General features: G+C 60.7%; 26 protein-coding genes. 8 read left to right on the plus strand and 18 right to left on the minus strand.

Going from position 1 to position 26,887, the window contains the following annotated elements; genetic code table 11:
* The first annotated feature begins 49 nt into the window (after positions 1–49).
* Complete coding sequence (locus tag HCF10_RS28035) at positions 50–706, plus strand: HAD family hydrolase (RefSeq protein WP_131697543.1); 657 nt, start codon at positions 50–52, stop codon at positions 704–706.
* Between the two features lie 111 nt (positions 707–817).
* Here HCF10_RS28035 and HCF10_RS28040 read toward each other — a convergent pair whose 3' ends face one another.
* Both HCF10_RS28040 and ilvA read right to left on the minus strand, forming a co-directional pair.
* Positions 818–1,231, minus strand: coding sequence for a DUF2269 family protein (locus HCF10_RS28040; RefSeq protein ID WP_131697544.1), 414 nt, complete (start codon positions 1,229–1,231; stop codon positions 818–820).
* A 41-nt stretch (positions 1,232–1,272) separates the two neighbouring features.
* A complete protein-coding gene (gene ilvA / locus HCF10_RS28045) occupies positions 1,273–2,787 on the minus strand; it encodes a threonine ammonia-lyase, biosynthetic (protein ID WP_131697545.1) in 1,515 nt (504 codons plus the stop codon).
* Between the two features lie 136 nt (positions 2,788–2,923).
* Between ilvA and rpiA the strand changes: the two genes are divergently transcribed.
* The gene (rpiA, locus tag HCF10_RS28050; RefSeq protein WP_131697546.1) at positions 2,924–3,595 is read left to right on the plus strand and encodes a ribose-5-phosphate isomerase RpiA; all 672 of its coding nucleotides are present in this window, start codon (positions 2,924–2,926) and stop codon (positions 3,593–3,595) included.
* Between the two features lie 71 nt (positions 3,596–3,666).
* On the opposite strand, the gene HCF10_RS28055 is transcribed toward rpiA, so the two are convergent.
* The 4 genes from HCF10_RS28055 to HCF10_RS28070 all read right to left on the minus strand — a co-directional run bounded on the left by HCF10_RS28055 (position 3,667) and on the right by HCF10_RS28070 (position 7,883).
* Complete coding sequence (locus tag HCF10_RS28055; protein WP_131697547.1) at positions 3,667–4,581, minus strand: SdiA-regulated domain-containing protein; 915 nt, start codon at positions 4,579–4,581, stop codon at positions 3,667–3,669.
* Between the two features lie 121 nt (positions 4,582–4,702).
* Positions 4,703–5,629: an SdiA-regulated domain-containing protein gene (locus HCF10_RS28060; RefSeq protein WP_167656835.1), complete on the minus strand. Its 927-nt coding sequence runs from the start codon at positions 5,627–5,629 to the stop codon at positions 4,703–4,705.
* Positions 5,630–5,800: 171 nt separating this feature from the next.
* Complete coding sequence (locus HCF10_RS28065; protein WP_131697549.1) at positions 5,801–6,466, minus strand: fumarylacetoacetate hydrolase family protein; 666 nt, start codon at positions 6,464–6,466, stop codon at positions 5,801–5,803.
* A 22-nt stretch (positions 6,467–6,488) separates the two neighbouring features.
* Positions 6,489–7,883, minus strand: coding sequence for an FAD-binding oxidoreductase (locus HCF10_RS28070; RefSeq protein WP_145336929.1), 1,395 nt, complete (start codon positions 7,881–7,883; stop codon positions 6,489–6,491).
* Between the two features lie 205 nt (positions 7,884–8,088).
* On the opposite strand from HCF10_RS28070, the gene serA reads away from it, so the two are divergent.
* Positions 8,089–9,318: a phosphoglycerate dehydrogenase gene (gene serA / locus HCF10_RS28075; RefSeq protein ID WP_010167810.1), complete on the plus strand. Its 1,230-nt coding sequence runs from the start codon at positions 8,089–8,091 to the stop codon at positions 9,316–9,318.
* 67 nt (positions 9,319–9,385) lie between these two features.
* Here the strand turns inward: serA and HCF10_RS28080 are convergent, their stop codons facing one another.
* The gene (locus tag HCF10_RS28080) at positions 9,386–9,826 is read right to left on the minus strand and encodes a DUF4399 domain-containing protein (protein WP_131697550.1); all 441 of its coding nucleotides are present in this window, start codon (positions 9,824–9,826) and stop codon (positions 9,386–9,388) included.
* Positions 9,827–9,960: 134 nt separating this feature from the next.
* Here HCF10_RS28080 and HCF10_RS28085 point away from each other — a divergent pair, with 134 nt between their 5' ends.
* Complete coding sequence (locus HCF10_RS28085; RefSeq protein WP_167656836.1) at positions 9,961–10,485, plus strand: transporter substrate-binding domain-containing protein; 525 nt, start codon at positions 9,961–9,963, stop codon at positions 10,483–10,485.
* Here the strand turns inward: HCF10_RS28085 and HCF10_RS28090 are convergent.
* Positions 10,436–10,918: a DUF523 domain-containing protein gene (locus HCF10_RS28090; RefSeq protein ID WP_167656837.1), complete on the minus strand. Its 483-nt coding sequence runs from the start codon at positions 10,916–10,918 to the stop codon at positions 10,436–10,438. The genes HCF10_RS28085 and HCF10_RS28090 overlap by 50 nt on opposite strands.
* 2 nt (positions 10,919–10,920) lie before the next feature.
* Positions 10,921–11,553: a 2OG-Fe(II) oxygenase gene (locus HCF10_RS28095; RefSeq protein WP_131697741.1), complete on the minus strand. Its 633-nt coding sequence runs from the start codon at positions 11,551–11,553 to the stop codon at positions 10,921–10,923.
* A gap of 131 nt (positions 11,554–11,684) precedes the next feature.
* On the opposite strand from HCF10_RS28095, the gene HCF10_RS28100 reads away from it, so the two are divergent.
* Positions 11,685–12,437: a DUF2059 domain-containing protein gene (locus HCF10_RS28100; RefSeq protein ID WP_167656838.1), complete on the plus strand. Its 753-nt coding sequence runs from the start codon at positions 11,685–11,687 to the stop codon at positions 12,435–12,437.
* 58 nt (positions 12,438–12,495) lie between these two features.
* Here the strand turns inward: HCF10_RS28100 and HCF10_RS28105 are convergent, their stop codons facing one another.
* A complete protein-coding gene (locus HCF10_RS28105; protein WP_167656839.1) occupies positions 12,496–13,437 on the minus strand; it encodes an alpha/beta hydrolase in 942 nt (313 codons plus the stop codon).
* Between the two features lie 99 nt (positions 13,438–13,536).
* Here HCF10_RS28105 and HCF10_RS28110 point away from each other — a divergent pair, with 99 nt between their 5' ends.
* Together HCF10_RS28110 and HCF10_RS28115 are read left to right on the plus strand one after the other, a co-directional pair.
* Positions 13,537–14,112 carry a DUF6436 domain-containing protein gene (locus tag HCF10_RS28110; RefSeq protein ID WP_131697555.1) on the plus strand — a complete coding sequence of 192 codons (576 nt, stop codon included), beginning with the start codon at positions 13,537–13,539 and terminating at the stop codon, positions 14,110–14,112.
* Positions 14,113–14,142: 30 nt separating this feature from the next.
* A complete protein-coding gene (locus HCF10_RS28115) occupies positions 14,143–16,497 on the plus strand; it encodes a penicillin acylase family protein (RefSeq protein WP_167656840.1) in 2,355 nt (784 codons plus the stop codon).
* A gap of 17 nt (positions 16,498–16,514) precedes the next feature.
* On the opposite strand, the gene HCF10_RS28120 is transcribed toward HCF10_RS28115, so the two are convergent.
* A complete protein-coding gene (locus HCF10_RS28120) occupies positions 16,515–17,486 on the minus strand; it encodes a GlxA family transcriptional regulator (protein ID WP_167656841.1) in 972 nt (323 codons plus the stop codon).
* Positions 17,487–17,778: 292 nt separating this feature from the next.
* Here HCF10_RS28120 and HCF10_RS28125 point away from each other — a divergent pair, with 292 nt between their 5' ends.
* A complete protein-coding gene (locus tag HCF10_RS28125; protein ID WP_053127875.1) occupies positions 17,779–18,420 on the plus strand; it encodes an HD domain-containing protein in 642 nt (213 codons plus the stop codon).
* 112 nt (positions 18,421–18,532) lie between these two features.
* Here HCF10_RS28125 and HCF10_RS28130 read toward each other — a convergent pair whose 3' ends face one another.
* The 7 genes from HCF10_RS28130 to HCF10_RS28160 form a co-directional block, all read right to left on the minus strand.
* Complete coding sequence (locus tag HCF10_RS28130; protein WP_095185162.1) at positions 18,533–19,417, minus strand: ABC transporter permease subunit; 885 nt, start codon at positions 19,415–19,417, stop codon at positions 18,533–18,535.
* Positions 19,414–20,334, minus strand: a complete 921-nt coding sequence (locus HCF10_RS28135) for an ABC transporter permease subunit (RefSeq protein ID WP_027608406.1) — start codon at positions 20,332–20,334, stop codon at positions 19,414–19,416. Before HCF10_RS28135 ends, HCF10_RS28130 begins: the two co-directional genes overlap by 4 nt.
* Positions 20,331–21,473 carry an ABC transporter ATP-binding protein gene (locus tag HCF10_RS28140; protein WP_027608405.1) on the minus strand — a complete coding sequence of 381 codons (1,143 nt, stop codon included), beginning with the start codon at positions 21,471–21,473 and terminating at the stop codon, positions 20,331–20,333. The genes HCF10_RS28135 and HCF10_RS28140 overlap by 4 nt, the downstream gene beginning before the upstream one ends.
* Before the next feature lie 64 nt (positions 21,474–21,537).
* Positions 21,538–22,632 carry a polyamine ABC transporter substrate-binding protein gene (locus HCF10_RS28145; RefSeq protein ID WP_145336937.1) on the minus strand — a complete coding sequence of 365 codons (1,095 nt, stop codon included), beginning with the start codon at positions 22,630–22,632 and terminating at the stop codon, positions 21,538–21,540.
* A gap of 155 nt (positions 22,633–22,787) precedes the next feature.
* The gene (locus HCF10_RS28150) at positions 22,788–23,882 is read right to left on the minus strand and encodes a polyamine ABC transporter substrate-binding protein (RefSeq protein WP_167656850.1); all 1,095 of its coding nucleotides are present in this window, start codon (positions 23,880–23,882) and stop codon (positions 22,788–22,790) included.
* 181 nt (positions 23,883–24,063) lie between these two features.
* On the minus strand, positions 24,064–25,428 hold the full coding sequence (locus HCF10_RS28155) for an aspartate aminotransferase family protein (protein WP_145336938.1): 1,365 nt from the start codon (positions 25,426–25,428) through the stop codon (positions 24,064–24,066).
* Positions 25,429–25,486: 58 nt separating this feature from the next.
* Positions 25,487–26,845, minus strand: coding sequence for a glutamine synthetase family protein (locus HCF10_RS28160; protein WP_003176780.1), 1,359 nt, complete (start codon positions 26,843–26,845; stop codon positions 25,487–25,489).
* Between the last annotated feature and the right edge of the window lie 42 nt (positions 26,846–26,887).

A 26,887-nucleotide genomic window follows, 5' to 3' on the forward strand; every position in this document is an offset into this window, starting at 1 on the left:
AGACCGTATTCTTGACGCCTTTTTACAGACTTTTCAGCGAGTAACTGCAATGCGCCTGGCTTTATTCGACTTGGACAACACCCTTCTCGGCGGTGACAGCGACCACGCCTGGGGCGATTACCTCTGCGAACGGGGGATTCTCGACGCGGTCGCCTACAAAGCCCGCAACGACGAGTTCTACCAGGACTACCTGGCCGGCAAGCTGGACAACGCCGCCTACCTGAACTTCTGCCTGGAAATCCTCGGCCGCACCGAGATGGCACAGTTGGACGAATGGCATAACGACTATATGCGCGACTGCATCGAGCCGATCATGCTGCCCCTGGCCGCTGAACTGTTGGCCAAGCACCGCGCCGCTGGCGACAAGCTGGTGATCATCACCGCCACCAACCGTTTCGTCACCGCGCCAATTGCCGCACGCCTGGGCGTGGAAACCCTGATCGCCACCGAATGCGAGATGGAAAACGGCCGCTACACCGGACGCAGCACCGATGTACCGTGCTTTCGCGAGGGCAAGGTGACGCGCTTGAATCGTTGGCTGGAAGAAACCGGGCATAGCCTGGAAGACAGTTACTTCTATAGCGACTCGATGAATGACCTGCCGCTGTTGGAGCAGGTGACGCATCCGGTGGCGGTGGACCCCGACCCGAATCTGCGCGCTGAAGCCGAGAAGCGTGGTTGGCCGGTGATTACGCTGCGTAGCTGATGGCCCTATCGGGGGCAAGCCCCCTCCCACATTTAACCGAGTACATCCTTTGGAATGCGGTCGAGTGTGGGAGGGGGCTTGCTCCCGATGCAGCCGACGCGGTTTAAAACCCTAAACCGGCTTGGCGCCCATGAGCCCCGCAATCGCCACAAACCCCACCAGGCTCACCACCGCCAGCACCAGGGTAAAATTCAAGCTGCCGCCCTCGCCTTTGCGCAGCCGGTTAAGCCGTGCCACCAGCCAGAACCAGGCCAACGCGGCCACGGTATAGAGGATGCTGGAACCCAGGATCCAGGTCTGCCCCAATGGCCAGCCGACCAGATGCACCAGCCACCAGCCGGTAAACGGCATGCTGACCATGCAAACGCCCATCAGCAACCACACGAACGCCCACGGGCGCTGCACAGTCACGGCCGGGCCGGCGCTGCGCTTGCGCCAGGCCAACAGCGCCAGGCCGAGGCCGCTGAGCAGCAGCACCACGGTGGCCGCTATGTGGATAACTTTGAGGGTGGTCAGGGTTTCCATGTGTCGTCTTCCTTAAAGGCCGCCCCAATCAGCGTAGTCGCTCAACCGAGAAACAGTTTGTAGGCCGGGTTATCGCTTTCATCCCAATACGGGTAGCCAATGGCCTCCAGGGCCGCCGGTACCAGATGGCGCTCGTTCGCCGGCACTTGCAGGCCGGCGACCACACGGCCGTCAGCGGCACCGTGGTTGCGGTAGTGGAACATCGAGATGTTCCAGCGCCCGCCCAATTTGTTAAGAAAGTTGAACAGGGCCCCCGGACGCTCCGGGAATTCGAAGCGAAACACCACTTCATCACTGACCTGGGCCGCATGCCCGCCCACCATATGGCGGATGTGCAACTTGGCCAGCTCGTTCTCGGTCAGGTCCAGCACCGGGAAACCCTGGCTGGTGAGGCTGGCGATCAGCGCACTGCGGGGGTCGTTTTCCGGGTGGGTCTGCACGCCGACAAAGATGTGCGCTTCGCTGCCGGAGTGGTAGCGGTAGTTGAATTCGGTGATCTGGCGCTTGCCCACGGCCTCGCAGAACGCCTTGAAGCTGCCCGGCTTCTCAGGGATGGTCACGGCGATAATGGCTTCGCGACCTTCACCCAGCTCGGCGCGCTCGGCCACATGGCGCAGGCGGTCGAAGTTGACGTTGGCGCCGGAGTCGATGGCTACCAGGGTTTGCCCGGTGATGCCACGGGTTTCCACGTATTTCTTGATGCCTGCCACGCCGAGCGCGCCGGCCGGCTCGGTGATGGAGCGGGTGTCGTCGTAAATGTCCTTGATCGCCGCACAGATTTCATCGGTGCTCACAGTGATCACTTCATCCACATAGTGCTTGCAGATCTCGAAGGTGTGCTGGCCGATCTGCGCCACCGCCACGCCATCGGCAAAGATACCTACGGTGGGCAGCACCACACGCTCGCCGGCGGCCATGGCGGCTTGCAGGCAGTTGGAGTCATCCGGTTCGACGCCGATGATCTTGATCTCCGGGCGCAGGTATTTCACGTACGCCGCAATGCCGGCGATCAGCCCGCCGCCGCCCACCGGTACGAAAATCGCATCCAGCGGCCCAGGGTGCTGGCGCAGGATTTCCATCGCCACGGTGCCCTGCCCGGCAATGGTGTGCGGATCATCGTAGGGGTGAATGTAGACGTAGCCTTTTTCGTCGACCAGTTTCAGCGAGTAGGCCAGGGCCTCCGGGAAGGAGTCGCCATGCAGCACCACTTTGCCGCCACGGGAGCGCACGCCTTCGACCTTGATCTCCGGGGTGGTCTTGGGCATCACGATCGTGGCCTTGACCCCCAGCACCTTGGCCGCCAGGGCCAGGCCCTGGGCATGGTTGCCCGCCGAGGCAGTGACGACGCCGCGCGCACGCTCTTCGGTGGTCAACTGAGTCAGCTTGTTATACGCGCCGCGAATCTTGAACGAGAACACCGGCTGCAAGTCTTCACGCTTGAGCCAGACCTTGTTACCCAGCCGCTCGGAGAGCTGGCGGGCGGTCTGCAGCGGGGTTTCTACGGCAACGTCATAGACGCGCGAGGTGAGGATCTTTTTGACGTACTGTTCAAGCATCGGCGGAAATCACTGGGCGGGTTGGGCAGGGCCAAGGAGTCTAACCCAGCGTTTGGCCGGGCGACCACACGAATCCAGAGGTTTTGTTGGGTTATACTCGCGCCCCTCTTTACTCCCCGCCCGTTCCGGAGCCCGCATGACCCAGGATCAACTCAAACAGGCAGTGGCCCAGGCCGCCGTCGATTTAATCCTTCCTAAACTCGACGACAAGAGCATCGTCGGTGTCGGCACCGGCTCCACCGCCAACTGCTTTATCGATGCGCTGGCCCGGCACAAAGGCGCGTTCGACGGCGCCGTGGCCAGCTCCGAAGCCACCGCCGCGCGCCTCAAGGGCCATGGCATTCCGGTGTACGAGCTCAACACCGTGAGCGACCTGGAGTTCTACGTCGACGGCGCCGATGAAAGCGACGAACACCTGAACCTGATCAAGGGCGGCGGTGCAGCCCTGACCCGCGAGAAGATCGTCGCGGCGGTGGCCAAGACCTTTATCTGCATCGCCGACGCCAGCAAGCTGGTACCGGTGCTCGGCGCGTTCCCGCTGCCGGTGGAAGTCATCCCGATGGCCCGCAGCCACGTAGCCCGCGAACTGGTGAAGCTCGGTGGCGATCCGGTGTACCGCGAAGGCGTGTTGACCGACAACGGCAACATCATCCTCGACGTATTCAATATGCAGATCACCAACCCGGTGGAGCTTGAGACCCAGATCAACGCCATCGTCGGCGTGGTCACCAACGGCCTGTTCGCCGCGCGTCCGGCGGATGTGCTGCTGCTGGGCACCGCTGAAGGCGTCAAAACCCTCAAGGCCTGATGCAAAACCAAATGTGGGAGGGGCGGTGCGACGATTCGACTTGCCCCCTCCCACATTGGGCGGCGGTATTTTCAGGATTCTGGTTTCTTGAACACGTAGAACAGGTTCGGCTCGCTGACGAGATACAACGTGCCCTCGTCATCCATGGCGATTCCTTCGGCCTGGGGCACCCGTTTTTTCAGGCCATGGCGCCCATTGAGCAGAGATAAGCTGCTCAATGGACGACCGTCGATATCCAGCTCCAACACCAGAAACGACTCATCCGACAGCGCCAGCAGATGGCCGCTGCGCTCGTCGTATTGCAGGCTCGACAGGTCGCGCACAAACAACCCGGCATCGCGCTTGGGGTTGTTGATCACGTGCACCGAGTAGGTTTTTTCCGGTTTGAAATGGGGAAAGCCGTGGACCTCGTAGATCAGCATTGGGTCGCGCTCCTTGGCCACGAACAGGCGCTTGCCTACCGAGTCATAGGCCAACCCCTCAAACCCCTTGTTGCCCCCCACATGCAGGCCCAGGGTCATCTGTTCCGCATCGGCGGCGTCGAGGAATTGGGTATCGTCATCCACATGCACCTTGATCAGCCGCTGCTGGCGTTCGTCGGTGATGACGTAAATGTTGTCGCTGATAAATTCCACGGCCTCGGCATCACCAAATCCCACCAACGGGATACGTCGCAGGATCTTGCCCTCAAGGGACAGCTCGATCAGCTCGGCGTTTTTATTGGTAACGGTAAACAGGCTCTTGCGCACCGGATCGTAGGTGAGGGCCGAGACATCGTCGTCGAGCCCTTCGATAACCTGGGCCTCAAGGGTCACTCGGTAATCCGCCAGGCCGATGGAGCGCTCGTCCGCCGGCTGACGCCAGGCCTGCCAGTTGAACCAGGCGCGCTCGAACAGGCGAAAGTGCTGCGCTACAGCCCCGGCGCTGACCAGGGCGATCAGCACAAGCATAAAGAGAATGGGTTTGGGGCGGGCAAATCGACGCATCGGGGGGTGCTCAAAGTCAAAAGTGGCGAATGAATATCACGCCTGTCTGAATTTAAACTTAAACGCACCCTGGCGTCTGGCGAATGCCGCTAATAGAGAAATATCCGACGTGATTCGTCTGTTATTTCTGCTTTTCGAAACGATAGAACAGGTTTGGCTCACTGACCACGTAGAGCGTGCCGTCCTCATCCATCGTTACCCCTTCAGCACGGGGGATGGTGTTCTTGAGGCCATTGAAGCCACCGAGCAGGGTCATGAAGCTGACTTGTTCAGCCCTCTCGTCCAACTCCAGCAACAAGTGTGAATCGGCCGACAGCACCAGCAGATGGCCGGTGCGCGGGTCGACGGCCAGGGCCGAGAGGTTGCGCATGTCCAACTCTTTACTGGCCAGTTTCTGCTTGCCGCCCTCGAGGGCCTGGCTACCATCGCTTTTCCAGGTGAATAACGCCGGCGGGCGCTCTTCGCCGAGGATCAACTGCTGGTTGCGCCTGTCCCAGGCCACGGCTTCGAAGGCTTTGTTCTGGTCTTTTGAGGGACCGAGGTCGTAGTTGGGAAAGTCCGCCTTGTTCAATTGCTGGGTGGCGGCGTCGACCTTGACGATGGTCAGGCTGTGCTGGCGTTCGTCGACCACCGCCATCAGGCCATTTTCCATCACGGTCACGCCTTCCGGGTTGTCCCAGCCATTGAGCGGCATCTTGCGCAGAACATCGCCCTGCAGGCTCAGTTCGACGAGGAAGGGATTCTTGCCCATCACGGAAAACAGGGTTTTGGTCTGCGGGTTGTAGGAGATGTCCGATGCCTCATCCTTCTCCATACCCGGCAACAACTTGGCGTCGATGACGACGTGATAGTCAGGCAACCACACACTTTCGCTGCGCTCGGCGGGAGTTTCAAAGCCCTCCAACACCCACAGCACGCCGCGATCGTCCCAATGCATGGCCCAGGAAAGGCCATAGACGATCACCCCCGCCAGAAACAGCCAGGAATACCAGCGCAGGGCAAAACGAGAACGCGGCTTGGGTGTGGCGGAAGGCAGGGACACGGCCATTGGGTGCTTTTTCCGGAAAGTCAGCGGTAGGTGATAGCACAGGATCAACGGACCCGCGCGCTGGAGGCTGAGGATTATCCGGATGGCGTGTGAAAAAAATGCAAAAGCCGATGCACGAGATGGACTCGGACCCAATGTGGGAGGGGACTTGCCCCCTCCCACACCAGGTGCTTAGCGAACGCTGCTTTCGAAGCGGTTTACGCCGGTCAATTCCAACACCAGGTCATCACCCACATTCAACGGGCCCACGCCGGCCGGGGTACCGGTGAGGATCACGTCGCCGGCCTGCAGCGAGAAGCAACCGGCCATGTACTGGATCATCGGTACGATCGGGTTGAGCATGCTCGCGCTGTTGCCGTCCTGACGCACTTCTCCGTTGATGGTCAGGCGAATGCCAATGTCGGTCACGTCCGCGAAGGTGCTGCCGACCACGAACGGCGCAAGCACCGCCGCGCCATCGAAGGACTTGGCGATTTCCCATGGCAGGCCCTTGGCTTTCAGTTCGGATTGCTTATCGCGCAGGGTCAGATCCAGGGCCGGGGCGAAGCCGGAGATGGCATCCAGCACTTCTTCACGGCTGGGCTTGTTCGACAGCGGTTTGCCGATCAGCACCGCGATTTCCGCCTCGTAGTGCACCGAACCACGCTCGGTCGGAATGCTGAAACCGCCTTCCAGCGGGACGACGCAACTGCCCGGCTTGATGAACAGCAACGGCTCGGTCGGCACCGGATTGTCCAGTTCCTTGGCATGTTCGGCGTAGTTACGCCCAATGCACACCACCTTACCCACGGGAAAGTGGATGTTGGTGCCGTCGACATACTTGTGCTGGTAGCTCATGAAACGACTCCTTCGGGGGCGGTTAAACAGCGAAGATCTTGCCAGGGTTCATGATCCCGTTCGGGTCGAACACCGCCTTCACTGCTTTCATGTATTCGATCTCAACCGGCGAGCGGCTGTAGGTCAGGTAATCACGCTTGGTCATGCCCACGCCGTGTTCGGCGGAGATCGAACCGTTGTACTTCTGAACGGTTTCGAACACCCACTTGTTCACGGTGGCGCACTTGGCGAAGAACTCATCCTTGCTCAGGTTTTCCGGCTTGAGGATGTTCAGGTGCAGGTTGCCATCGCCGATATGGCCGAACCAGACAATTTCGAAGTCCGGGTAGTGTTCGCCGACTATCGTGTCAATTTCCTTCAAAAATGCCGGCACTTTCGAGACAGTGACCGAAATATCGTTCTTGTACGGCGTCCAGTGGGAAATGGTCTCGGAGATGTACTCGCGCAGTTTCCACAGGTTGTGCAGCTGGGTTTCGCTCTGGCTCATCACGCCGTCCAGCACCCAGCCCTGCTCGACGCAGTGCTCGAAGGTTTCCAGGGCGTGGTTGGCGACTTCTTCGGTGGTGGCTTCGAATTCCAGCAGCGCGTAGAACGGGCACTCGGTTTCGAACGGCGCGGGCACGTCGCCGCGACCGAGGACTTTGGCCAGCGCCTTATCGGAGAAGAACTCGAAGGCGGTCAGGTCCAACTTGCTCTGGAAGGCGTGCAGCACCGGCATGATCGAGTCGAAATCGGTGGTGCCGAGCACCATCGCCGTGAGGTTTTTCGGCGCACGGTCCAGGCGCATGGTGGCTTCGACCACAAAGCCCAGGGTGCCTTCGGCGCCGATAAACAGTTGGCGCATGTCATAGCCGGTGGCGTTCTTGATCAGGTCGCGGTTCAGCTCCAGTACGTCACCCTTGCCGGTGACGACTTTCATGCCGGCCACCCAGTTGCGGGTCATGCCGTAGCGAATGACCTTGATCCCGCCGGCATTGGTGCCGATATTGCCGCCAATCTGGCTGGAACCGGACGACGCGAAGTCCACCGGGTAGTACAGGCCTTTTTCTTCGGCGACGTTCTGCAATTGTTTGGTGACCACGCCCGGCTGGCACACCGCGGTGCGGTCGGTGAGGTTCACGTCGAGGATCTGGTTCATATAGTCGAACGAAACGACCACTTCGCCATTGGCCGCCACGGCAGCAGCCGACAGGCCGGTACGACCACCGGATGGCACCAGCGCCACCTTATGCTCATTGGCCCAACGGACAATGGCCTGCACCTGTTCGGTGGTCTTGGGGAACACGATGGCGGTCGGCGCGGGCGCGAAGTGCTTGGTCCAATCCTTGCCGTAAGCCTCCAGGGAGTCGGCGTCGGTCAGCACTTTGCCGGGCTCAACCAGGGTCTTTAGCTCATCAATCAGGGCAGGATGGGTCATCGACAGAACTCTCGAACAATTCATGGTCATCCTGAGAACGCTTCACGTCGCAGGAATAGGTGTTTAGCGGGGCGCGTATGCTAGCATACCGCCCCCGCAGGACAGAGCCCAAGGGCGTTTCTGCGGTGACGGCTTTCCTGCCGTCCGGGTCAGCTTGCGCTGCTCGATTCCCTGCCATTTTTCTCCGGGATACAGGTTTACGCAGATGAGCAAGACTTCTCTCGATAAGAGCAAGATCAAGTTCCTTCTTCTGGAAGGCGTCCACCCATCGGCCGTCGACGTACTGAAGGCCGCCGGGTACTCCAGCATTGAGTACATCACCAGTTCTCTGCCGGAAGCCCAGCTCAAGGAAAAGATCGCCGACGCGCACTTTATCGGCATTCGCTCCCGCACTCAGCTGACCGAAGAGATCTTCGACCACGCCAAGAAACTCGTGGCGGTCGGCTGTTTCTGCATCGGCACCAACCAGGTCGACCTCAACGCAGCGCGCGAGCGCGGCATTGCAGTGTTCAACGCGCCGTACTCCAACACCCGTTCCGTGGCGGAGCTGGTGCTGGCCGAGGCCATCCTGCTGCTGCGCGGTATCCCTGAGAAGAACGCCTCCTGCCACCGTGGCGGCTGGATCAAGAGCGCGGCCAACTCCTTCGAAATCCGGGGCAAGAAGCTGGGTATCGTTGGTTACGGTTCGATCGGTACGCAACTGTCGGTACTGGCCGAAGGCCTGGGCATGCAGGTGTTCTTCTACGACACCCTGACCAAGCTGCCATTGGGCAACGCCACCCAGGTGTCGAGCCTGACCGAACTGCTGGGCATGTCCGACATCGTCACCCTGCACGTTCCGGAAACCGCTGAGACCCAGTGGATGATCGGCGAAAAGGAAATCCGCGCCATCAAGAAAGGCGGCATCCTGATCAATGCTGCACGCGGCACCGTGGTCGAGCTGGACGCCCTGGCCGACGCGATCAAGGACAAGCACCTGATCGGCGCCGCAATCGACGTGTTCCCGGTGGAGCCACGCTCCAACGACGACATCTTCGAAAGCCCGCTGCGTGGCCTGGACAACGTGATCCTGACCCCGCACATCGGCGGCTCCACCGCTGAAGCCCAGGCCAACATCGGCCTGGAAGTGTCGGAGAAGCTGGTCAAGTACAGCGACAACGGTACGTCGGTCTCGTCCGTCAACTTCCCGGAAGTAGCCCTGCCGGCTCACCCTGGCAAGCACCGTCTGCTGCACATCCACCAGAACATTCCTGGCGTGATGATGGAGATCAACAAGGTCTTCGCGGAAAACGGCATCAACATCTCCGGTCAGTTCCTGCAGACCAACGAGAAGGTCGGCTACGTGGTGATCGACGTCGATGCCGAGTATTCGGACCTGGCGCAAGAGAAGCTGCAGCACATCAACGGTACTATCCGTAGCCGCGTGTTGTTCTAACGCTGCAAACGCGGCAAAAAAAATGGGAGGCCCGTGTGGGTCTCCCATTTTTTTGTCTGAACACATCTTACTTGACGTTAACCGTGATGACTTTCGAGGCTACCGTCGGGTCGAACTGCATGTGCAGCTTGTCGCCGGCCACCAGTTGCAGGGTGTGTTTGCCTGGGGTGAGGGTCAGCTCGGTTTCGGTCTGGGCCTTGCCGTAGTGAATCACGGTGTCGGTGGCCGGGATCGGTACGCTGGCGTCAGGCAACGCTTTCTGGTCGATCAGCAGGTGGTGGTGGCCGGTGCCTGCGGTTTGGTCAGTGGCCGGAGCCAGCTTCAGGCCTTCCATGCCGAATTTGACGGTGAAGGTCTTATCAACGGTGGCACCGTCTTTTGGCGAGACGATAAACACTTTGGCGCCTTCGGGTGGCGCGCTGCGCGGGATGCCGTCGGCGGCGGTCGCCAACATCGAGGCACCCAGCAACAGGCTGGCAATCGTTGCACGGGACAATAGGGCTTTCATTCGCTTCTCCAGTTTTTCTGTGAAATCTGTAGGGTTTCGACAACTTCGCGATAAATTGCTGTCCAAGGCACTCACCACCATAGCAAAGCGATGCTGAACGGCGCCTCGCACATTCGAATTCTCTAGGAGTGACCATGCGCTTTTCGCCTGGCCTGTTACTTTTGCTACCCCTTCTGAGCCCCCTGGCTCACGCCGAACTGATCGACGATGTAAATGATCGCGGCGAACTGCGCATCGCCCTTGAAGCCAACACCCCGCCCTACAACTTCAAGGAAGGCGACAAACTCACCGGCTTTGAAGTCGAGCTGGGTGAACTGCTGGCAAAAGAAATGGACGTGCGCCCCTCATTTATCACCACCGATGACGCCGATATGCTGCCAGGGGTCTCAACCGGCAAATACGATGTGGCCATCAACCATATCGCTATGACTGCCGAGCTTAAGGATCGTTTCGATTTCAGCGAGGCTTATCACGAGAAGCCTGAGTTGGCGATCCCGTTCCAGAAGGGCAACCCGGCCTTCAAGACGAGCTTGGACGGGGCATTGAAGCGGGTGAAGGACGATGGCCGATTAAAGGCGCTGTCGCAGAAGTGGTTCGAGGGCGACGCCCCTACAGGCGCGCCAACGCCTGTGCCGCCTCAGGCAACTCCAGCTCACTGAACACCTGCACGCCATGGCGCTTGAGCAGCGCCGCCGTTACACCCTCGCCACTGACCTTTACACCGGTGAAGGTACCGTCATAGGTCAGCAGGTTGCCGCAGGACGGGCTATTGGCCTTGAGGATGGCGATACGGATGTTATGGCGCTGCACCAACGCCAGAGCTTTGCGGGCGCCGTCGAGGAAGGCGGCGCTGAAGTCTTCGCCCTCGGCAGTCAGCACTCGGGCGCGGCCTTCCCACACATCGATGCCCTGCCCGCCCGGAATCTCGGCAGAGGGCCTGGGCGTCGGCAAACCGCCCGACACTTCCGGGCAGATCGCAACCACACGACCTTCAGCCTGCCACGCCGCCAACGGGTCGAACGGCCCGCTGGCCCCGCCGTCATAGCGCACCTTGTGGCCGAGCAGGCAGCGGCTGATCAGAATCTTTTGCATGGTTAAAACGGCTCGTTGCCGCGCCGGCGAAACCACCCGGTGAGGGACAGGCGTTCGCGGGTGGCTGGCATGACTTCATGGGGCACCTCGCCCGACAGGAACACCACCAGGCTTCCGCCGGTGGGCACCACATCGTATTCGACGCCGTCCTTGAGGTACATGCGCAACTGGCCACCGTGCTCGGGCAGCCAGGCATCGTTCAAGTAGATCACCGCCGAGACCATGCGCCGGTCGTCGTCGCGAAAACGGTCGAGGTGCCTGAGGTAAAACGCGCCGGGCGGGTACATCGCGAAGTGGCTTTCGAAATCCTCCAGGCCGAGGAACAAACCACGGTTCATCGCCAGGCGCAGGCTGTCCATCACCGCCATATAGCTGTCGCAGACCGCCGCGTCGCCCTCCTCCAGCCACTGGATATGGTCGCCGCGAATGCCCTCGCGAATCTCCTGGGCCGGTCCGCGCCCCACCGCCGCAGGGGCTAATTCGCCCTCGGCCGCACGTTTACGGCACTCAGCCGCCAGTTCCAGGGTCAGAGCCTGGGGCAGGAAGCCGTTCTGCTGCGACCAGCCTTTTTCGGCCAGGTCATCAACGATGCGTTGCAGCAGGGGGTGATCGAGGGGTATTTGCATGGCGCGCATAGTATCCATACGCCTGTGAATCCGACAGAGCCGCCGAGCGTCTGAATACACTTTAGTCAGGTGACTGATAGGACTTCTCGACAAATCCTACGCCCGACACGGACAATAGTGGCCGACTGACAGGAGTCCATATGCGTCGTTTGTTTTTTTCCTTGCTGATGTTCTGCGTTTTGCCCGCCTGGGCAGACGGCCATGACCAGTTGTACAAGGTCGCCGGCTGGGCCGAACAACGTGCGCACTTCAATGACGCCCTCAGTGCTGCCCAGCAACGCTACCGCAATAGCCTGCCGCCGGCGGTGTACCAGGCGCTGGTGGACAACAGCAATAAACGCTTTGGCGCCCAGGCCATGGACCAACGTGCCGAGGCGCAACTGCGCAAGAACCTGGCGGACCCCAAGCCCGCCTTGGCGTTCTTCCAGTCGCCGCTGGGCCGCAAGATCGTCGCCGCCGAATTGCTGGCCACGCGCCGTGACCAACTGGCAAAAAATGCCCAGGGCCTGCCCAAGGTCGAAGCCGACGCCACCCGCAGCCTGATCATCGGCCACCTGGCCCAGGCCCTGCCGGCCCGTGAAGCCGGGGCCGAAGTGAGCCTGGCGATTGCCGGTGTAGCCGCCGACAGCTTGAGCCAGATGATCCCCGGCCTGCTGGGTGGTGGCCAGGCTCAGGGCATGTTGAATGGGCAGCGTGAGCGGCTGATGCAACAGATCGACAAGGACTTGAACAACACGTTGCTGTACGTCTATCGGGATTTGTCCGACCCCGAGCTGGAGGAGTTCGCGACGTTTGCGGAGTCGCCGGAGGGTAAGGCGTATTACCAGGCGGCGCTGGCAGCGATTCGTGCGGGGCTGGCGGTCGGCCAGAGCACTTCAAGCCTGACGCAGTAGAAAATGTGGGAGGGGCGGTGCGACGATTCGACTTGCCTCCTCCCACATTTGGATTGTGTTATTTCAAATGGTCTGTCAAATACCGGAAATACTCTTCACGAATCTCCGGAATCTCGTTCGCCAGGTGATGCCGGCCACGCGGCAGCATTAACACATCGGGTTGGTCGAACTTGCCCCGCAGCACCTGCAAGTTGTGCTGCCAATCCACCGTCATGTCTTCCTCCCCCTGCACAATCACCGGCCGCCGTGGGCTGCGCGGGGCGGCTTCGATGCGTTTGATCCAGCGCGCCAGCGCCCCTACCCAGGCGGTTGGCAATTGGCGCGGCTGAAGCGGGTCGGCCTCCAGGAACGGCTTGAACTGCGGGTCATTGGTGTTCTCGCTGAAACGCCGGGCGATGCCTTTGACGAACGGGCGCAGCAGGTAATAGCTGACCTGCGACCACCCCCACGCACGCGGCCGCACCAGCGGTGAGAGCAGGAAGGTCTTGCCTTGGGCCGGGCTCTCGGCCCCCTGGTTGAGCAGGTGGTCTACTACCACCGCGCCGCCGGTGCTTTGCCCGAACAAATGCCAGGGCTGCGGCAATTGCAGCGCTTGGGCCTGGACGAACAGCGCCTGCACCACATCCTGGTACACGGCAAAATCATCGATGCTGGCGCGCGCGCCGCTGGACAAACCATGGCCCGGCAAATCGCAGGCGATCACCACAAAGCCCTGGTCCAGCGCCCAGTTCACTACGTGGCGATAAAGGCCCATATGGTCGTAGAAGCCGTGGAACATAAACATCGTCGCCACCGGCACGGGCGGCCACCACACCTGAGCGACCACCTCAAACCCATCCACCTCGAAACGCCCCAGCCGACTCACTGTCGGCACTTTGCGTGTGCTCAGGTCCAGTCCATAGAAACGCTGGTAGACCCGCGCTTCGGCTGAAAGCGGTTGCGCATCCACCAGGGGCCGCAGGCTTTCGCGAAGGTGATCAGGGTCAAAGGTCACGGGCATAAAGGGTTCCAGACTTGCGGCGAAGATGAATATCGAGCTGCGATATTCATCTGTCAGGACAAGCATGGCAAGCTACGCGACCTGCGAGGATAGATCCGAATGCGACAGCCTTACCGTAACGCCCTGTTCGCCAGCCTGATCCTGATCATCTGCGCCGGTGTGCTGTGGGCGGCGTATGACTGGTTCCAGGGCCGCTACCTGCGCGCTTTCAGTGAACACACGGCAGTGTTTTCCGGCGATGCCCTGCAACTGCCCGCCGAACTCGCAGGCCCCGGGCCGATCCGCCTGGTGCATTTCTGGGATCCGGCTTGCCCGTGCAATGTCGGCAACCAGCAACACCTGGGCGAGTTGATCGAGCAGTACGCGCCCCAGGGCGTCGAGTTCTATGCCCTGCAAAAAGCCGGCAGCCACGGTCAGTTGCCCGATAACCTGCGCCAGATGAAAACCCTCACTGCCCTGCCCGGCGCCGACCAGGTGCCGGCCAGCCCGGCCGTGGGCATCTGGGACCGAACCGGCAAGCTCGCGTATTTCGGGCCGTACAGCGAAGGGCTGACGTGTAACGCCAATAACAGTTTTATCGAGCCGATCCTGAAAGCCCTTGAAGCTGGGCGAGAGGTGAATGCCACGCACACCCTGGCGGTGGGCTGCTATTGTTCGTGGTCGAAAGATTTGTAGCTCGCCACCCACTCTCGGTAAGGAATGTCCATGAAGCGCGTCTTGCGGGTTCTCGCGGTTCTGCTGGTGCTGATCGGCCTCGGTGCGGGCTGGTACGTCTACAGCAAGCAACCCAGCCGCCAGGGCACGGTTGAACTGGCCAACCTGCAAGGCTCGGTCACCGTGCGCTACGACGATCGTGGCGTGCCGCATATTCGCGCCGAGAACGAGACCGACCTGTATCGCGCCCTGGGCTACGTGCATGCCCAGGACCGCCTGTTCCAGATGGAGGTCATGCGGCGCCTGGCCCGTGGCGAGTTGGCCGAGGTGCTCGGGCCGAAGCTGCTGGAGACCGACAAGCTGTTCCGCAGCCTGCGCATTCGCGACCGCGCCGCCACCTACGTGGCGCAGCAGGACCATGAGTCGGCGCACTGGAAGGCCCTGCAAGCCTACCTGGACGGGATCAACCAATATCAGGACAGCCACGCCCGCCCGATGGAGTTCGACGTGCTGGGCATCCCCAGGCGCCCGTTTACCGCCGAGGACACCATCAGCGTCGCCGGGTACATGGCCTACAGCTTTGCCGCTGCGTTTCGTACCGAGCCCTTGCTGACTTACGTGCGCGACCAATTGGGCAGCGATTACCTGAAAGTCTTCGACCTCGACTGGCAACCCAAAGGCGCCCTCAACCTGGCCGACAATGACTGGAAAACCCTCGACGCCCTCGCCGCCCTGAGCGAGCAGGCGTTGGCCGACAACGGCTTGCCGCAATTCGAGGGCAGCAACGCCTGGGCCATCAGTGGCAGCCGCACCAAGAGCGGCAAACCGCTGCTGGCGGGTGACCCGCATATCCGCTTCTCGGTGCCATCGGTGTGGTACGAGGCGCAACTGTCGGCGCCGGGGTTTGAGCTGTATGGCTACCACAACGCGCTGGTGCCCGTGGCGTTCCTGGGGCACAACCTGGATTTCGGCTGGAGCCTGACCATGTTCCAGAACGACGACCTCGACCTGATCGCCGAAAAGGTCAACCCGGACAACGCCAACCAGGTCTGGTACCACGGCCAGTGGGTCGACATGACCCGCAGCGAGCAACAGATCGCCGTAAAAGGCCAGGCACCGGTCAGCCTCACCCTGCGCCAGTCGCCCCACGGCCCGATCGTCAATGACGTGCTCGGCGAGAACGGCGGCAAGACGCCGATTGCCATGTGGTGGGCGTTCCTCGACACCCAGAACCCGATCCTCGAAGGTTTCTACCAGCTCAACCGCGCCGACACCCTGGCCAAGGCGCGCGCGGCGGCGGCCAAGGTGTCGGCACCGGGGCTGAATATCGTGTGGGCCAATGCCAAGGGCGACATCGGCTGGTGGGCGGCGGCGCAGTTGCCGATTCGCCCGGCCGGCACCAACCCAGGTTTTATCCTCGACGGCAGCACCGCCCAGGCCGACAAGCTGGGCTTCTACCCCTTCAGCGCCAACCCCCAAGAAGAAAACCCGGCGCGTGGCTATGTGGTGTCGGCCAATGCCCAGCCGGTATCGCCCACCGGCATGGAAATCCCCGGCTATTACAACCTCGCCGACCGTGGCCAGCAGTTGAACGCGCAGTTGAGCGACAAGAGCGTGAAGTGGGATGTGAACAACAGCCAGGCCCTGCAACTGGGCACCACCACCGCCTTCGGCCCGCGCCTGCTCGCGCCGCTGTTGCCGGTACTACGCGAGGTGGTCACGGACCCGGCGCAGTTGAAGCTGGTGGAACAGCTTGCCAGCTGGAAGGGTGACTACCCGCTGGATTCCACCAGCGCCACGCTGTTCAACCAGTTCCTGTTCAACCTCGCCGACGCGGCTTTCCACCCGAAACTGGGCGACGGTATGTTCAAGACCTTGCTCACGACCCGCGTGATCGACGCCGCCCTGCCCCGCCTGGCTGCCGACCCGGCCTCGCCCTGGTGGGACGGCAAGCGCGCCGACAGCGTCAAGCGGGCCTGGGACAACAGCCTCGCGCACCTCAAGGCCACCTTCGGCGATGACCCGACGCAATGGCAGTGGGGCAAGGCCCATACCCTGACCCACGGTCATCCGCTGGGTTCGCAAAAGCCGCTGGACCTGATCGTCAACGTCGGCCCCTTCCCGGCACCCGGCACCCACGAAGTGCCGAACAACCAGTCGGCCGCCATCGGCCCGGCGCCGTGGCCGGTGACCTACGGCCCTTCGACCCGCCGTCTGATCGACTTCGCCGATGTGGCCCATGCACTGACGATCAACCCGGTCGGGCAAAGCGGTGTGCCGTTTGACAAGCACTATGGCGACCAGGCAGAGACCTATATCGAAGGCGGTTACGAGCAGGCGCATTTCAGTGATGAGGAAGTCACGGCGAATACGCGCGGCACCTTGAAGCTACTACCGGCGCGGTAGCCCTGCCTACAGTTGGTCTACGCCGTTGCTGGGGGTGCAAAGTTGAGCCGAAACTGCTGCGGCGTCACCCCCAGGCGGCGATTGAACACACTGCGCATGTGCTGGGCATCGCGAAAACCGCATTGGTACGCCACGGTTTTCAATGGCGCGTGAGTACTTTCAAGCATCACCCGCGCCGCATCCACCCGCGCCCGCTCAACAAATTCCGCAGGCGTAATCTGCGCCTCACGGGCAAACACCCGAGAAAAATTGCGCGCGCTCATATTGGCGGCCCTTGCCAGGTCGGCGATGGTCAGATCCCCGGTCAAATTCGCCAATACATACAGCTGCACCAGCGCTACCGCCGATGTGGTTTCGGCGTGGGGTGTAAGAAACGGGCTGAACTGCGACTGCCCGCCCGAACGCTGGGTGAACACCACCAAGCGCTTGGCCACGCTCAACGCCACTTCCGGGCCGTGGTCCTGGGCCAGCAGGTACAGCGACAAATCGATGCCCGCCGTGACCCCGGCCGAGGTGTAAAGGTTGCCGTCCTGCACGTAGAGGCGGTCGGCTTCGACCTGAGCCGAAGGACACAGGCGCGCCAGGTCAGCGGCGTCGTTCCAATGGGTGGTGATAGTTTTTCCGTCCAACAATCCGGCGCGCGCTAGCATGAAGGCCCCGTTGCAGATTGAGCCAAACCGTCGCGCCCGGGCGGTGGCGCCACGCAGCCAATCATCGAACGGAGCGCCGAAGTCCTCGAAGGGTAACTGCGGGCCGCCCGCGACCAGCAGCAGGTCATAGGCCTGCAGGGCTTCGCTGTAATGCTTATGGGCCTGGAGTGACAGGCCATTGGAAGCCGCCATCGTGCCGTGGCCTAAACCTATCACTTCCAACTGGTAATGATCTTCGAGCACCAGAAAGCGGTTGGCCTCGCAGAACACATCCATGGGACCGGTCACATCCAGTGACTGGACGCCGGGGAAGATCAGGATCGCGACGGTCTTGTGCATGCTCACAGACACCTTTTTCTAGCGGAATAAAATGCAAACCCTGTGGGAGGGGGCTTGCTCCCGATGGCGCTGTATCAGTCAGCAGATGCAGTGCCTGGTACTCAGCAATCGGGAGCAAGCCCCCTCCCACACTGGGATTTTCGCAGGCTTCCAGAGTGATATCGCCCGCTACACCCTAGTCGATTTCTGCTTGGCACGATGTGTCGGCACATTGGCCGGGATCGCGCCCTCACCGCGATGGTCGCTGCACCGACCAGCGACCAAACTGACTGCTTTCCAGAGGAGAGCCACCATGACCACCACCATCGCCGGCATCAAGATCCCGGACAGCGCCCTGGCCAAGGCCACCACCGAATACATCCGCGACATCGAATCCGACCTGCTCTACCACCACTCTCGCCGGGTGTTCCTCTTCGGCGCCTTGAGCGGTGAGCGCAAGCAGTTGGCCTACAACCCGGAGCTGCTTTACGTCGGCGCCATGTTCCATGACCTGGGCCTGGTGGAAGGCCATCGCAGTGACGACGAACGCTTCGAAGTGGACGGCGCCAACGCCGCCGCGGCCTTTCTCAAGCCTTACGGGCTGAGCGACGACGATATCGAACAGGTGTGGCTGTCCATCGCCCTGCACACCACGCCGGGCGTACCGCAGCACCTGCGCCCGACCGTGGCCCTGGTGACAGCCGGCGTCGAAATGGACGTGCTGGGCATGGACTACGCCGCGTTCAGCAGCGTGCAGCGCGAAGCCGTGGTGCATGCACATCCACGCGGAGAAGGGTTCAAGGAGTGCATCATCTGCGCGTTTGCCGACGGCTTGCGCCACCGCCCGCAGACCACGTTTGGCAACGTGAAGACGGATGTGCTGGTGGATCAGGAGCCGGGGTTCAAGCCGATGAATTTTGTCGAGGTGATTCGCAAGTCGCCGTGGTTGGCGTAGCGGAGTTGAAATGCGATCAAATGTGGGAGGGGGCTTGCCCCCGATTGCTGAGTGTCAGTCACTGCATCTATTGACTGACCCACCGCCATCGGGAGCAAGCCCCCTCCCACCTTTAGACCGGCGCCTGCGCCCGACGCACGTCCGGCTGTTTCCAGCCATCGGCAGCGGCTTCTTCGATGGCTTGCTGGATGGCCTTCTTGCGCATCTCTTCGGCACGTCGGCTGAAGAACCACACCAGGAAGGTCACCAGCGACACCGCCAGCAGAATCAGGCTGGCCACGGCGTTGATCTCGGGTTTTACCCCAAGGCGCACGGCCGAGAACACTTCCATCGGCAACGTCGTAGAGCCCGGGCCCGAGACGAAGCTGGCCAGTACCAGGTCATCCAGGGACAGTGCGAACGACATCATGCCGCCCGCCGCCAACGACGGCGCGATCATCGGGATGGTGATCAGGAAGAACACCTTCCACGGCCGCGCACCCAGGTCCATCGCCGCTTCTTCGATCGACAGGTCCAGCTCACGCAAGCGCGCCGATACCACCACCGCCACATACGCCGCACAGAACGTGGTGTGGGCGATCCAGATGGTGACGATGCCACGCTCCTGGGGCCAGCCGATCATCTGCGCCATGGCCACGAACAGCAGCAGCAGCGACAGACCGGTGATCACTTCCGGCATCACCAACGGTGCGGTCACCAGGCCGCCGAACAGCGTGCGGCCCTTGAACTGGCTGATGCGCGTCAGCACAAACGCCGCCAACGTACCCAGCGCAACAGCGGCCACCGCCGTGTAGCAGGCGATTTCCAGGGAACGTGCCACCGACCCCATCAACTGGGTGTTGTCCAGCAGGCCCACGTACCACTTGATCGACCAACCGCCCCACACCGTTACCAGCTTGGATTCGTTGAACGAGTAGATCACCAGGATCAGCATCGGCAGGTAGATGAACAACAACCCCGCCACCAGCATGAAGCTTGAGAAACTGACGCGCTTCATATCTTGCCCTCCATCTCTTTGGCTTGGCTGCGGTTAAACAGAATGATGGGCACGATCAGGATCGCCAGCATCACTACCGCCAGGGCAGACGCCACCGGCCAGTCACGGTTGTTGAAGAACTCTTGCCACAACACTTTACCGATCATCAGGGTTTCCGGGCCGCCGAGCAGTTCCGGGATCACGAACTCGCCCACCACCGGGATAAACACCAGCATGCAGCCGGCGATGATGCCGTTCTTGGACAGCGGCACGGTGATTTTCCAGAAGCTGTTGAATGTGCTCGAACCCAGGTCCGATGCGGCTTCCAGCAGGCTCTGGTCATGCTTCACCAGGTTGGCGTACAGCGGCAGGATCATGAACGGCAGGTACGAATAGACCACGCCGATATACACCGCGATGTTGGTGTTGAGGATCTGCAGCGGCTCGTTGATCAACCCCATGGACATCAGGAAGCCATTGAGCAAACCGTTGTTGCTGAGGATGCCCATCCACGCATACACGCGGATCAGGATCGCGGTCCAGGTCGGCATCATGATCAGCAGCACCAGCACGGTCTGCATCTCTTTGCGCGCAGTGGCAATGGCGTAGGCCATCGGGTAGCCGATCAGCAGGCACAGCAGCGTGCTGAAGAACGCCATTTTCAGCGAGCCCAGGTACGCCGCGATGTACAGCTCATCACCTGCCAGCAAACTGTAGTTGGCCAGGTTCAGCACCACCTGCAGCTTCTGTTCGACGTAGGTGTAGATCTCGGTGTACGGCGGGATCGCTACGTCGGCTTCGGCGAAGCTGATTTTCAGGACAATGAAAAACGGCAGGGCGAAAAACAGGAACAGCCACAGGAACGGAATCCCGATGACCACCTGCTTGCCACTGGGGACGATGCGGTGCAAGCGCCGCTTGAGCTTCTTCATGTTCATGTGCGCAGTACCACGCCGCTGTCGTCTTCCCACCACACGTACACCTGGTCACCCCAGGTTGGACGCTGGCCACGGCGTTCGGCGTTGGCGACGAAGGACTGCACCAGCTTGCCGCTTGGCAGCTCGACGTAGAACACCGAGTGGCCGCCCAGGTAGGCGATGTCGTGCACCTTGCCGCTGGACCAGTTGTGCTCGCAGGTCGGCATTTCGGTGGTGACCAGCAGTTTTTCCGGGCGGATGGCGTAGGTCACCGACTTGTCTTCCACCGAGGTGGCGATGCCGTAGCCCACGTAGATATCGCGGTCCAGGTCCGGGCACTTGAGCACCGCGTGGCCTTCGGCGTCGTCCACCACCTGGGTGTCGAAGATGTTGACGTTACCGATGAATTCGCACACCAGGCGGCTGGTCGGCGTCTCGTAGATGTCGATCGGGCTGCCGATCTGGGCGATCCAGCCCAGGTGCATGATCGCGATGCGCTCGGCCATGGTCATGGCCTCTTCCTGGTCGTGCGTCACCATCACGCAGGTCACGCCGACGCGCTCGATGATCTCTACCAGTTCCAGTTGCATCTGCGAGCGCAGCTTTTTATCGAGGGCGCCCATCGGCTCATCGAGCAGCAGCAGTTTCGGGCGCTTGGCCAGGGAGCGGGCCAACGCCACACGCTGACGCTGGCCACCGGACAACTGGTGCGGCTTGCGCTTGGCGTACTGGCTCATCTGGACCAGCTTGAGCATTTCGGCCACGCGGGCATCGACCTCGGCCTTGGGGATCTTGTCCTGTTGCAGGCCGAACGCAATGTTCTGCGCCACGGTCATGTGTGGGAACAAGGCGTAGGACTGGAACATCATGTTGATCGGCCGCTCGTAGGGCGGCATATCGGTGATGTCCACACCGTCGAGGTAAATCCGACCTTCAGTCGGGCGCTCGAAGCCTGCGAGCATACGCAGCAGGGTGGACTTGCCCGAACCCGAACCGCCGAGCAAGGCGAAGATCTCGCCTTTCTTGATTTCCAGGGACACATCGTCCACGGCAATCGTCTCGTCGAACTTCTTCGTGACCCGGTCGATTTTGACCAGCACCTTTTTCGGTGTCTGGTCGCCCTCGAGGGCTTTCTTATAGGCGCCGGAGGCAACTGCCATTTACGAAACTCCCAAAAAAGAGTGCAGTTCGCCCGAGGCGGGCGAACCCAGGATAGTGTGAGCCTTACTTACCCGTCTTGACCTTGGTCCAGCTACGGGTCATTAAACGCTGCACTTTCGGGGGTAGCTCGAAGTTGACGAATGTCCTGTCGAGAACCGCCTGCGGTGGGTAAACCGCTTCGTCGGTGCGTATCGATTGCTCCATCAGCTTGTCCGCCCCTGGGTTAGGGTTGGCGTAGCCGACGGTGTCACTGACCTGAGCGATCACCTCAGATTTCAGCAAATAGTTGATGAAGGCGTGGGCTTCCTTGACGTTGGTGGCATCCTTGGGAATCGCCAGCACGTCAAACCACAGGTTGCCGCCTTCCTTCGGAATTGCGTAGGCGATGTTCACGCCTTTGCCCGCTTCGCTTGCGCGAGCCTTGGCCTGGAACACATCGCCGGAGAACCCGGCGGCCACGCAGATGTTGCCGTTGGCCAGGTCGGAGATGTATTTGGAAGAATGGAAGTAGGTCACGTAGGGCCGCACTTTGAGCAGCTTTTCTTCAGCCTTCTTGTAGTCGTCCGGGTTGGTGCTGTTAGGGTCCAGGCCCATGTAGTTAAGCACTGCCGGCAGCATTTCGTCCGCCGAGTCCATGAACGACACACCGCAGGTGGCCAGCTTCTTCATGTTTTCCGGTTCGAACAACACGGCCCAGGAGTCGATCTTGTCGACGCCCAGCACTTCCTTCACTTTGTCGACGTTGTAACCGATGCCATTGGTACCCCACAGGTACGGCACGGCGTACTGATTGCCAGGGTCGTTCTTCTCCAGGCGCTTGAGCAACACCGGATCCAGGTTGGCGTAGTTCGTCAGCAGCGACTTGTCGAGCTTCTGGAACGCACCGGCCTTGATCTGCTTGCCGAGGAAGTGGTTGGACGGCACCACCACGTCATAGCCGGTACGCCCGGCCAGTAACTTGCCTTCCAGGGTTTCGTTGGAATCAAACACGTCATACACGGGTTTGATGCCGGTGGCCTTTTCGAAGTTGGCCAGGGTGTCGGGGCCGATGTAATCCGACCAGTTATAAATATGCACAGTCGGTGCAGCCTGCACGCTGACAGCCAGCGTGATACCTGCACCTACCAGCAAGGCTTGGCGAAATAAAGAAATTGGCAAGTGGAGGTCCTCTTAAATAGTTGGGCCTTAAAGTTGTTGCCCGGCAACAAAACCGGCGCGCAACTTACCCTCGATAAACCGATCCGGCAAAACTTTCTGTCATTTATTTGTTTCATTAACCACCGCGGGCTGCGCGGTGGTTAACAAAGACCGGTTTATTTACCGGACTTGATCTTGGTCCAGCTGCGTGTCATTTCACGCTGGGTGGCAGCCGGCAAGTCTGCAATGGCGTAGAGCTTGGCTTGCACATCCGCTGGCGGGTAGATGCCCGGGTCATTGGTGATGTCTTTGTCGACCAGTGCGGTGGCCTTCTCGTTACCGTTCGGGAAGCGCACGCTGTTGGTGATCGAAGCCATGACTTCCGGCTTGAGCAGGTAGTTCAAGAACTTATAAGCAGCGTCGACGTTTTCGGCATCTTTAGGGATGGCGACCATGTCGAAGAAGCTACCGGCGCCTTCTTTCGGAATGTCGTAGGCCACCTTGACCTTGCCACCGGCTTCAGCCGCGCGGGACTTGGCCTGCTGGATGTCACCCGAGTAACCCACGGCTACGCAGATGTTGCCGTTGGCCAGGTCGGAGATGTACTTGGACGAGTGGAAGTAGCCGATCGAAGGACGGATTTTCAAGAAGAGCGCTTCGGCCTGCTTGAGGTCTTCTTTCTTCTGGCTGTCGGTTGGCAGGCCCAGGTAATGCAGCGCGATCGGCAGCATTTCGGTCGGCGAGTCGAGGAAGCTCACGCCGCAGCTCTTGAGCTTGGCGATATTTTCAGGCTTGAGCAGCACGTCCCACGAATCGATCTTGTCCACGCCCAGCGCGGCCTTGACCTTGTCCGGGTTGTAGCCGATGCCGATCGAACCCCACATGTACGGGAAAGCATGCTTGTTGTCCGGGTCGCTGACCGACACGGCTTTAAGCAGGGAGGTGTTCAGGTTGCCGTAGTTGGACAGTTTGGACTTGTCCAGCTCCTGGTAGACACCGGCCTTGATCTGCTTGGCGAGGAAGTTGTTCGACGGTACGACGATGTCGTAACCGGACTTGCCTGCCAGCAACTTGGCTTCGAGTGTCTCGTTGCTGTCAAAAACGTCGTACACCACTTTAATGCCCGACTCTTTTTCAAAGTTGGCGATGGTGTCCGGTGCAATGTAGTCGGACCAGTTGTAGACGTGCAGCACGTTATCGTCTGCCTGGGCCGCGCCCGCCATTGCGCCCATCAGGGACAAGGCCAGGAGGGTCTTGCCAGCGTTCTTCAAACCTAATGCCTTCATTTGGTGATGCTCCAATTTTTCTTTTTTGGGCCACGTTCTTTTATGTTCAGCGACCCTTCCAGAGGGCAACAAAACAGGGCGACAGTCTGGCAAGTTCAGGGGCCGGCTTTCAACCAAAGCCCCTACATTTATAACTGCCCGGTGCGCTGCGCACTGAGCCTAGCACTTAGCCCTGCAATGCCGCCAAAGTCAGGTCCAGGCAATGACGAGCCTTGGTCACTAACTCGTCGATTTCAGCCTTGCTGATCACCAGAGGCGGCGAAATGATCATGGTGTCGCCCACGGCACGCATGATCAGGCCATTCTCGAAGCAGAAGGTTCGGCAGATCATGCCTACGCCCCGGCCCTCGTAACGCTTGCGCGTCGCCTTGTCCTGAACCAGCTCAATTGCACCGAGCATGCCGACACCGCGCACTTCCCCCACCAACGGGTGATCCGCCAGCTCCCTCAGACGTTTCTGCAAATACGGTGCCGTTTCGTCGTGGACGCGGTTAACGATTTTTTCATCGCGCATGATGCGGATGTTTTCCAGGGCCACTGCCGCAGCCACCGGGTGGCCGGAGTAGGTGAAGCCGTGGTTGAAATCACCGCCTTCGTTGAGCACGGCCACCACGTCGTCGCGCACGATCAGGCCGCCCATGGGGATGTAACCGGAGGTCAGGCCCTTGGCGATGGTCATCATGTGGGGCTTGAGGTCGTAGAAATCGCTACCGAACCACTCACCGGTACGGCCGAAACCGCAGATCACTTCGTCGGCAACAAACAAGATGTCGTACTTGGCGAGGATTTCCTTGATGCGCGGCCAGTAGCTGTCTGGCGGTACGATCACGCCGCCGGCGCCCTGGATCGGCTCGGCAATAAAGGCACCGACGTTGTCCACGCCCAGTTCCAGGATCTTTTCTTCCAGTTGGTTGGCCGCCCAGATCCCGAACTCTTCGGGGCTCATGTCGCCGCCTTCGCCGAACCAGTACGGCTGGGCGATATGGACAATGCCCGGGATCGGCAAGTCGCCCTGTTCATGCATATAGGTCATGCCGCCCAGGCTGGCGCCAGCCACGGTGGAGCCGTGGTAGCCATTCTTGCGGCTGATGATGGTTTTCTTGTTCGGCTGGCCCTTGATCGCCCAATAGTGGCGGACCATACGCAACATGGTGTCGTTGCCTTCGGAGCCGGAACCGGTGAAGAACACGTGGTTCATGCCGGCAGGCGCGATGTCGGAAATCGCCTTGGCCAACTCCAGTACAGGTGGGTGAGCGGTCTGGAAGAACAGGTTGTAGTACGGCAGTTCTTTCATTTGCTTGGCGGCGGCGTCGGCCAGTTCATCGCGACCGTAACCGATCGCCACGCACCACAGGCCGGCCATGCCGTCGAGGATCTTGTTGCCTTCGCTGTCCCACAGGTAAACGCCGTGGGCTTTGGTGATGATCCGTGGGCCTTTCTCTTTCAATTGCTTGAAGTCGCTGAACGGCGCCAGGTGGTGATCACTGCTCAAGGCTTGCCATTCACGGGTTTGCGGGTTGTTGCTGGACATACCAATCTCCTAGACTTTTCAGTGAAGGGCGCACAGGTTTCCCCGTGCGCCCGGCGCATCAGACGGCGAAGAGCAGGAATTCCCGCTCCCACGAACTGATCACGCGCTTGAAGTTTTCATGCTCGGCCCGCTTGACCGCGACGTAGCCTGTGATGAATTTCTGACCCAGGTATTTCTCGATGGTCTTGCTGTTTTCCATACGCTCCAGGGCGTCTTCGATGGTCAACGGCAGGCGCAGGTTGCGGCGCTCGTAACCACGCCCCACCACCGGGGCGCTCGGGTTATGGCCTTCGACCATACCGATGTAGCCACACAGCAGGCTGGCGGCAATCGCCAGGTACGGGTTGGCGTCGGCGCCCGGCAGGCGGTTTTCCACGCGACGGTTCTGCGGGCCGGCATCCGGGACGCGCAGGCCGACGGTGCGGTTTTCTTCGCCCCACTCCACGTTCACCGGCGCCGAGGTGTCGGGCAGGAAGCGACGGAACGAGTTCACGTTGGGAGCAAACAGCGGCAGCAATTCAGGGATGAACTTCTGCAGGCCGCCAATGTGGTTGAGGAACAGTTGGCTCATGGTCCCGTCTTCGTTAGAGAAGACGTTCTTGCCGGTGGCGATGTCGATGATGCTCTGGTGCAGGTGCATCGCGCTGCCGGGCTCGCCGGTCATCGGCTTGGCCATGAAGGTGGCCGCCACGTCGTGCTTGAGCGCGGCTTCACGCATGGTGCGCTTGAACACCAGGATCTGGTCGGCCAGGGACAAGGCATCACCGTGACGGAAGTTGATTTCCATCTGCGCCGTGCCGTCTTCGTGGATCAGGGTGTCGAGGTCCAGCTCCTGCAGCTCGCACCAGTCATAGACGTCTTCGAACAACGGGTCGAATTCGTTGGCTGCTTCTATAGAGAAGGACTGGCGGCCGGTCTCCGGACGCCCGGAACGACCGATCGGCGGTTGCAGCGGGAAGTCAGGGTCTTCGCAGCGTTTGGTCAGGTAGAACTCCATCTCAGGCGCCACGATGGGCTGCCAGCCTTTGTCGGCGTAGAGCTTGAGGACTTTCTTGAGTACGTTGCGCGGCGACAGCTCGATCGGGTTGCCTTGCTTGTCGTAGGTGTCGTGGATCACCTGGGCGGTCGGCTCGATGGCCCAGGGCACCAGGAACACCGCGTTTTGGTCGGGGCGGCAGATCATGTCGATGTCCGCCGGGTCGAGCAATTCGTAATAGATGTCGTCTTCGACATAGTCGCCGGTCACGGTCTGCAACAGAACGCTCTCGGGCAGGCGCATGCCTTTTTCGGCGATGAACTTGTTGGTCGGCGAGATCTTGCCCCGGGTGATACCGGTCAGGTCGCCAATCATGCATTCGACTTCTGTGATCTTGTGGTCTTTCAACCAATCGGTGAGCTGGTCGAGGTTGTTACTCATAAATGCCTCTGGGCTGGGTTTCCTGGCATCCATTAAAGGCCA

This window comes from Pseudomonas sp. B14(2022) (assembly GCF_012030485.1).
Classification (GTDB): domain Bacteria; phylum Pseudomonadota; class Gammaproteobacteria; order Pseudomonadales; family Pseudomonadaceae; genus Aquipseudomonas.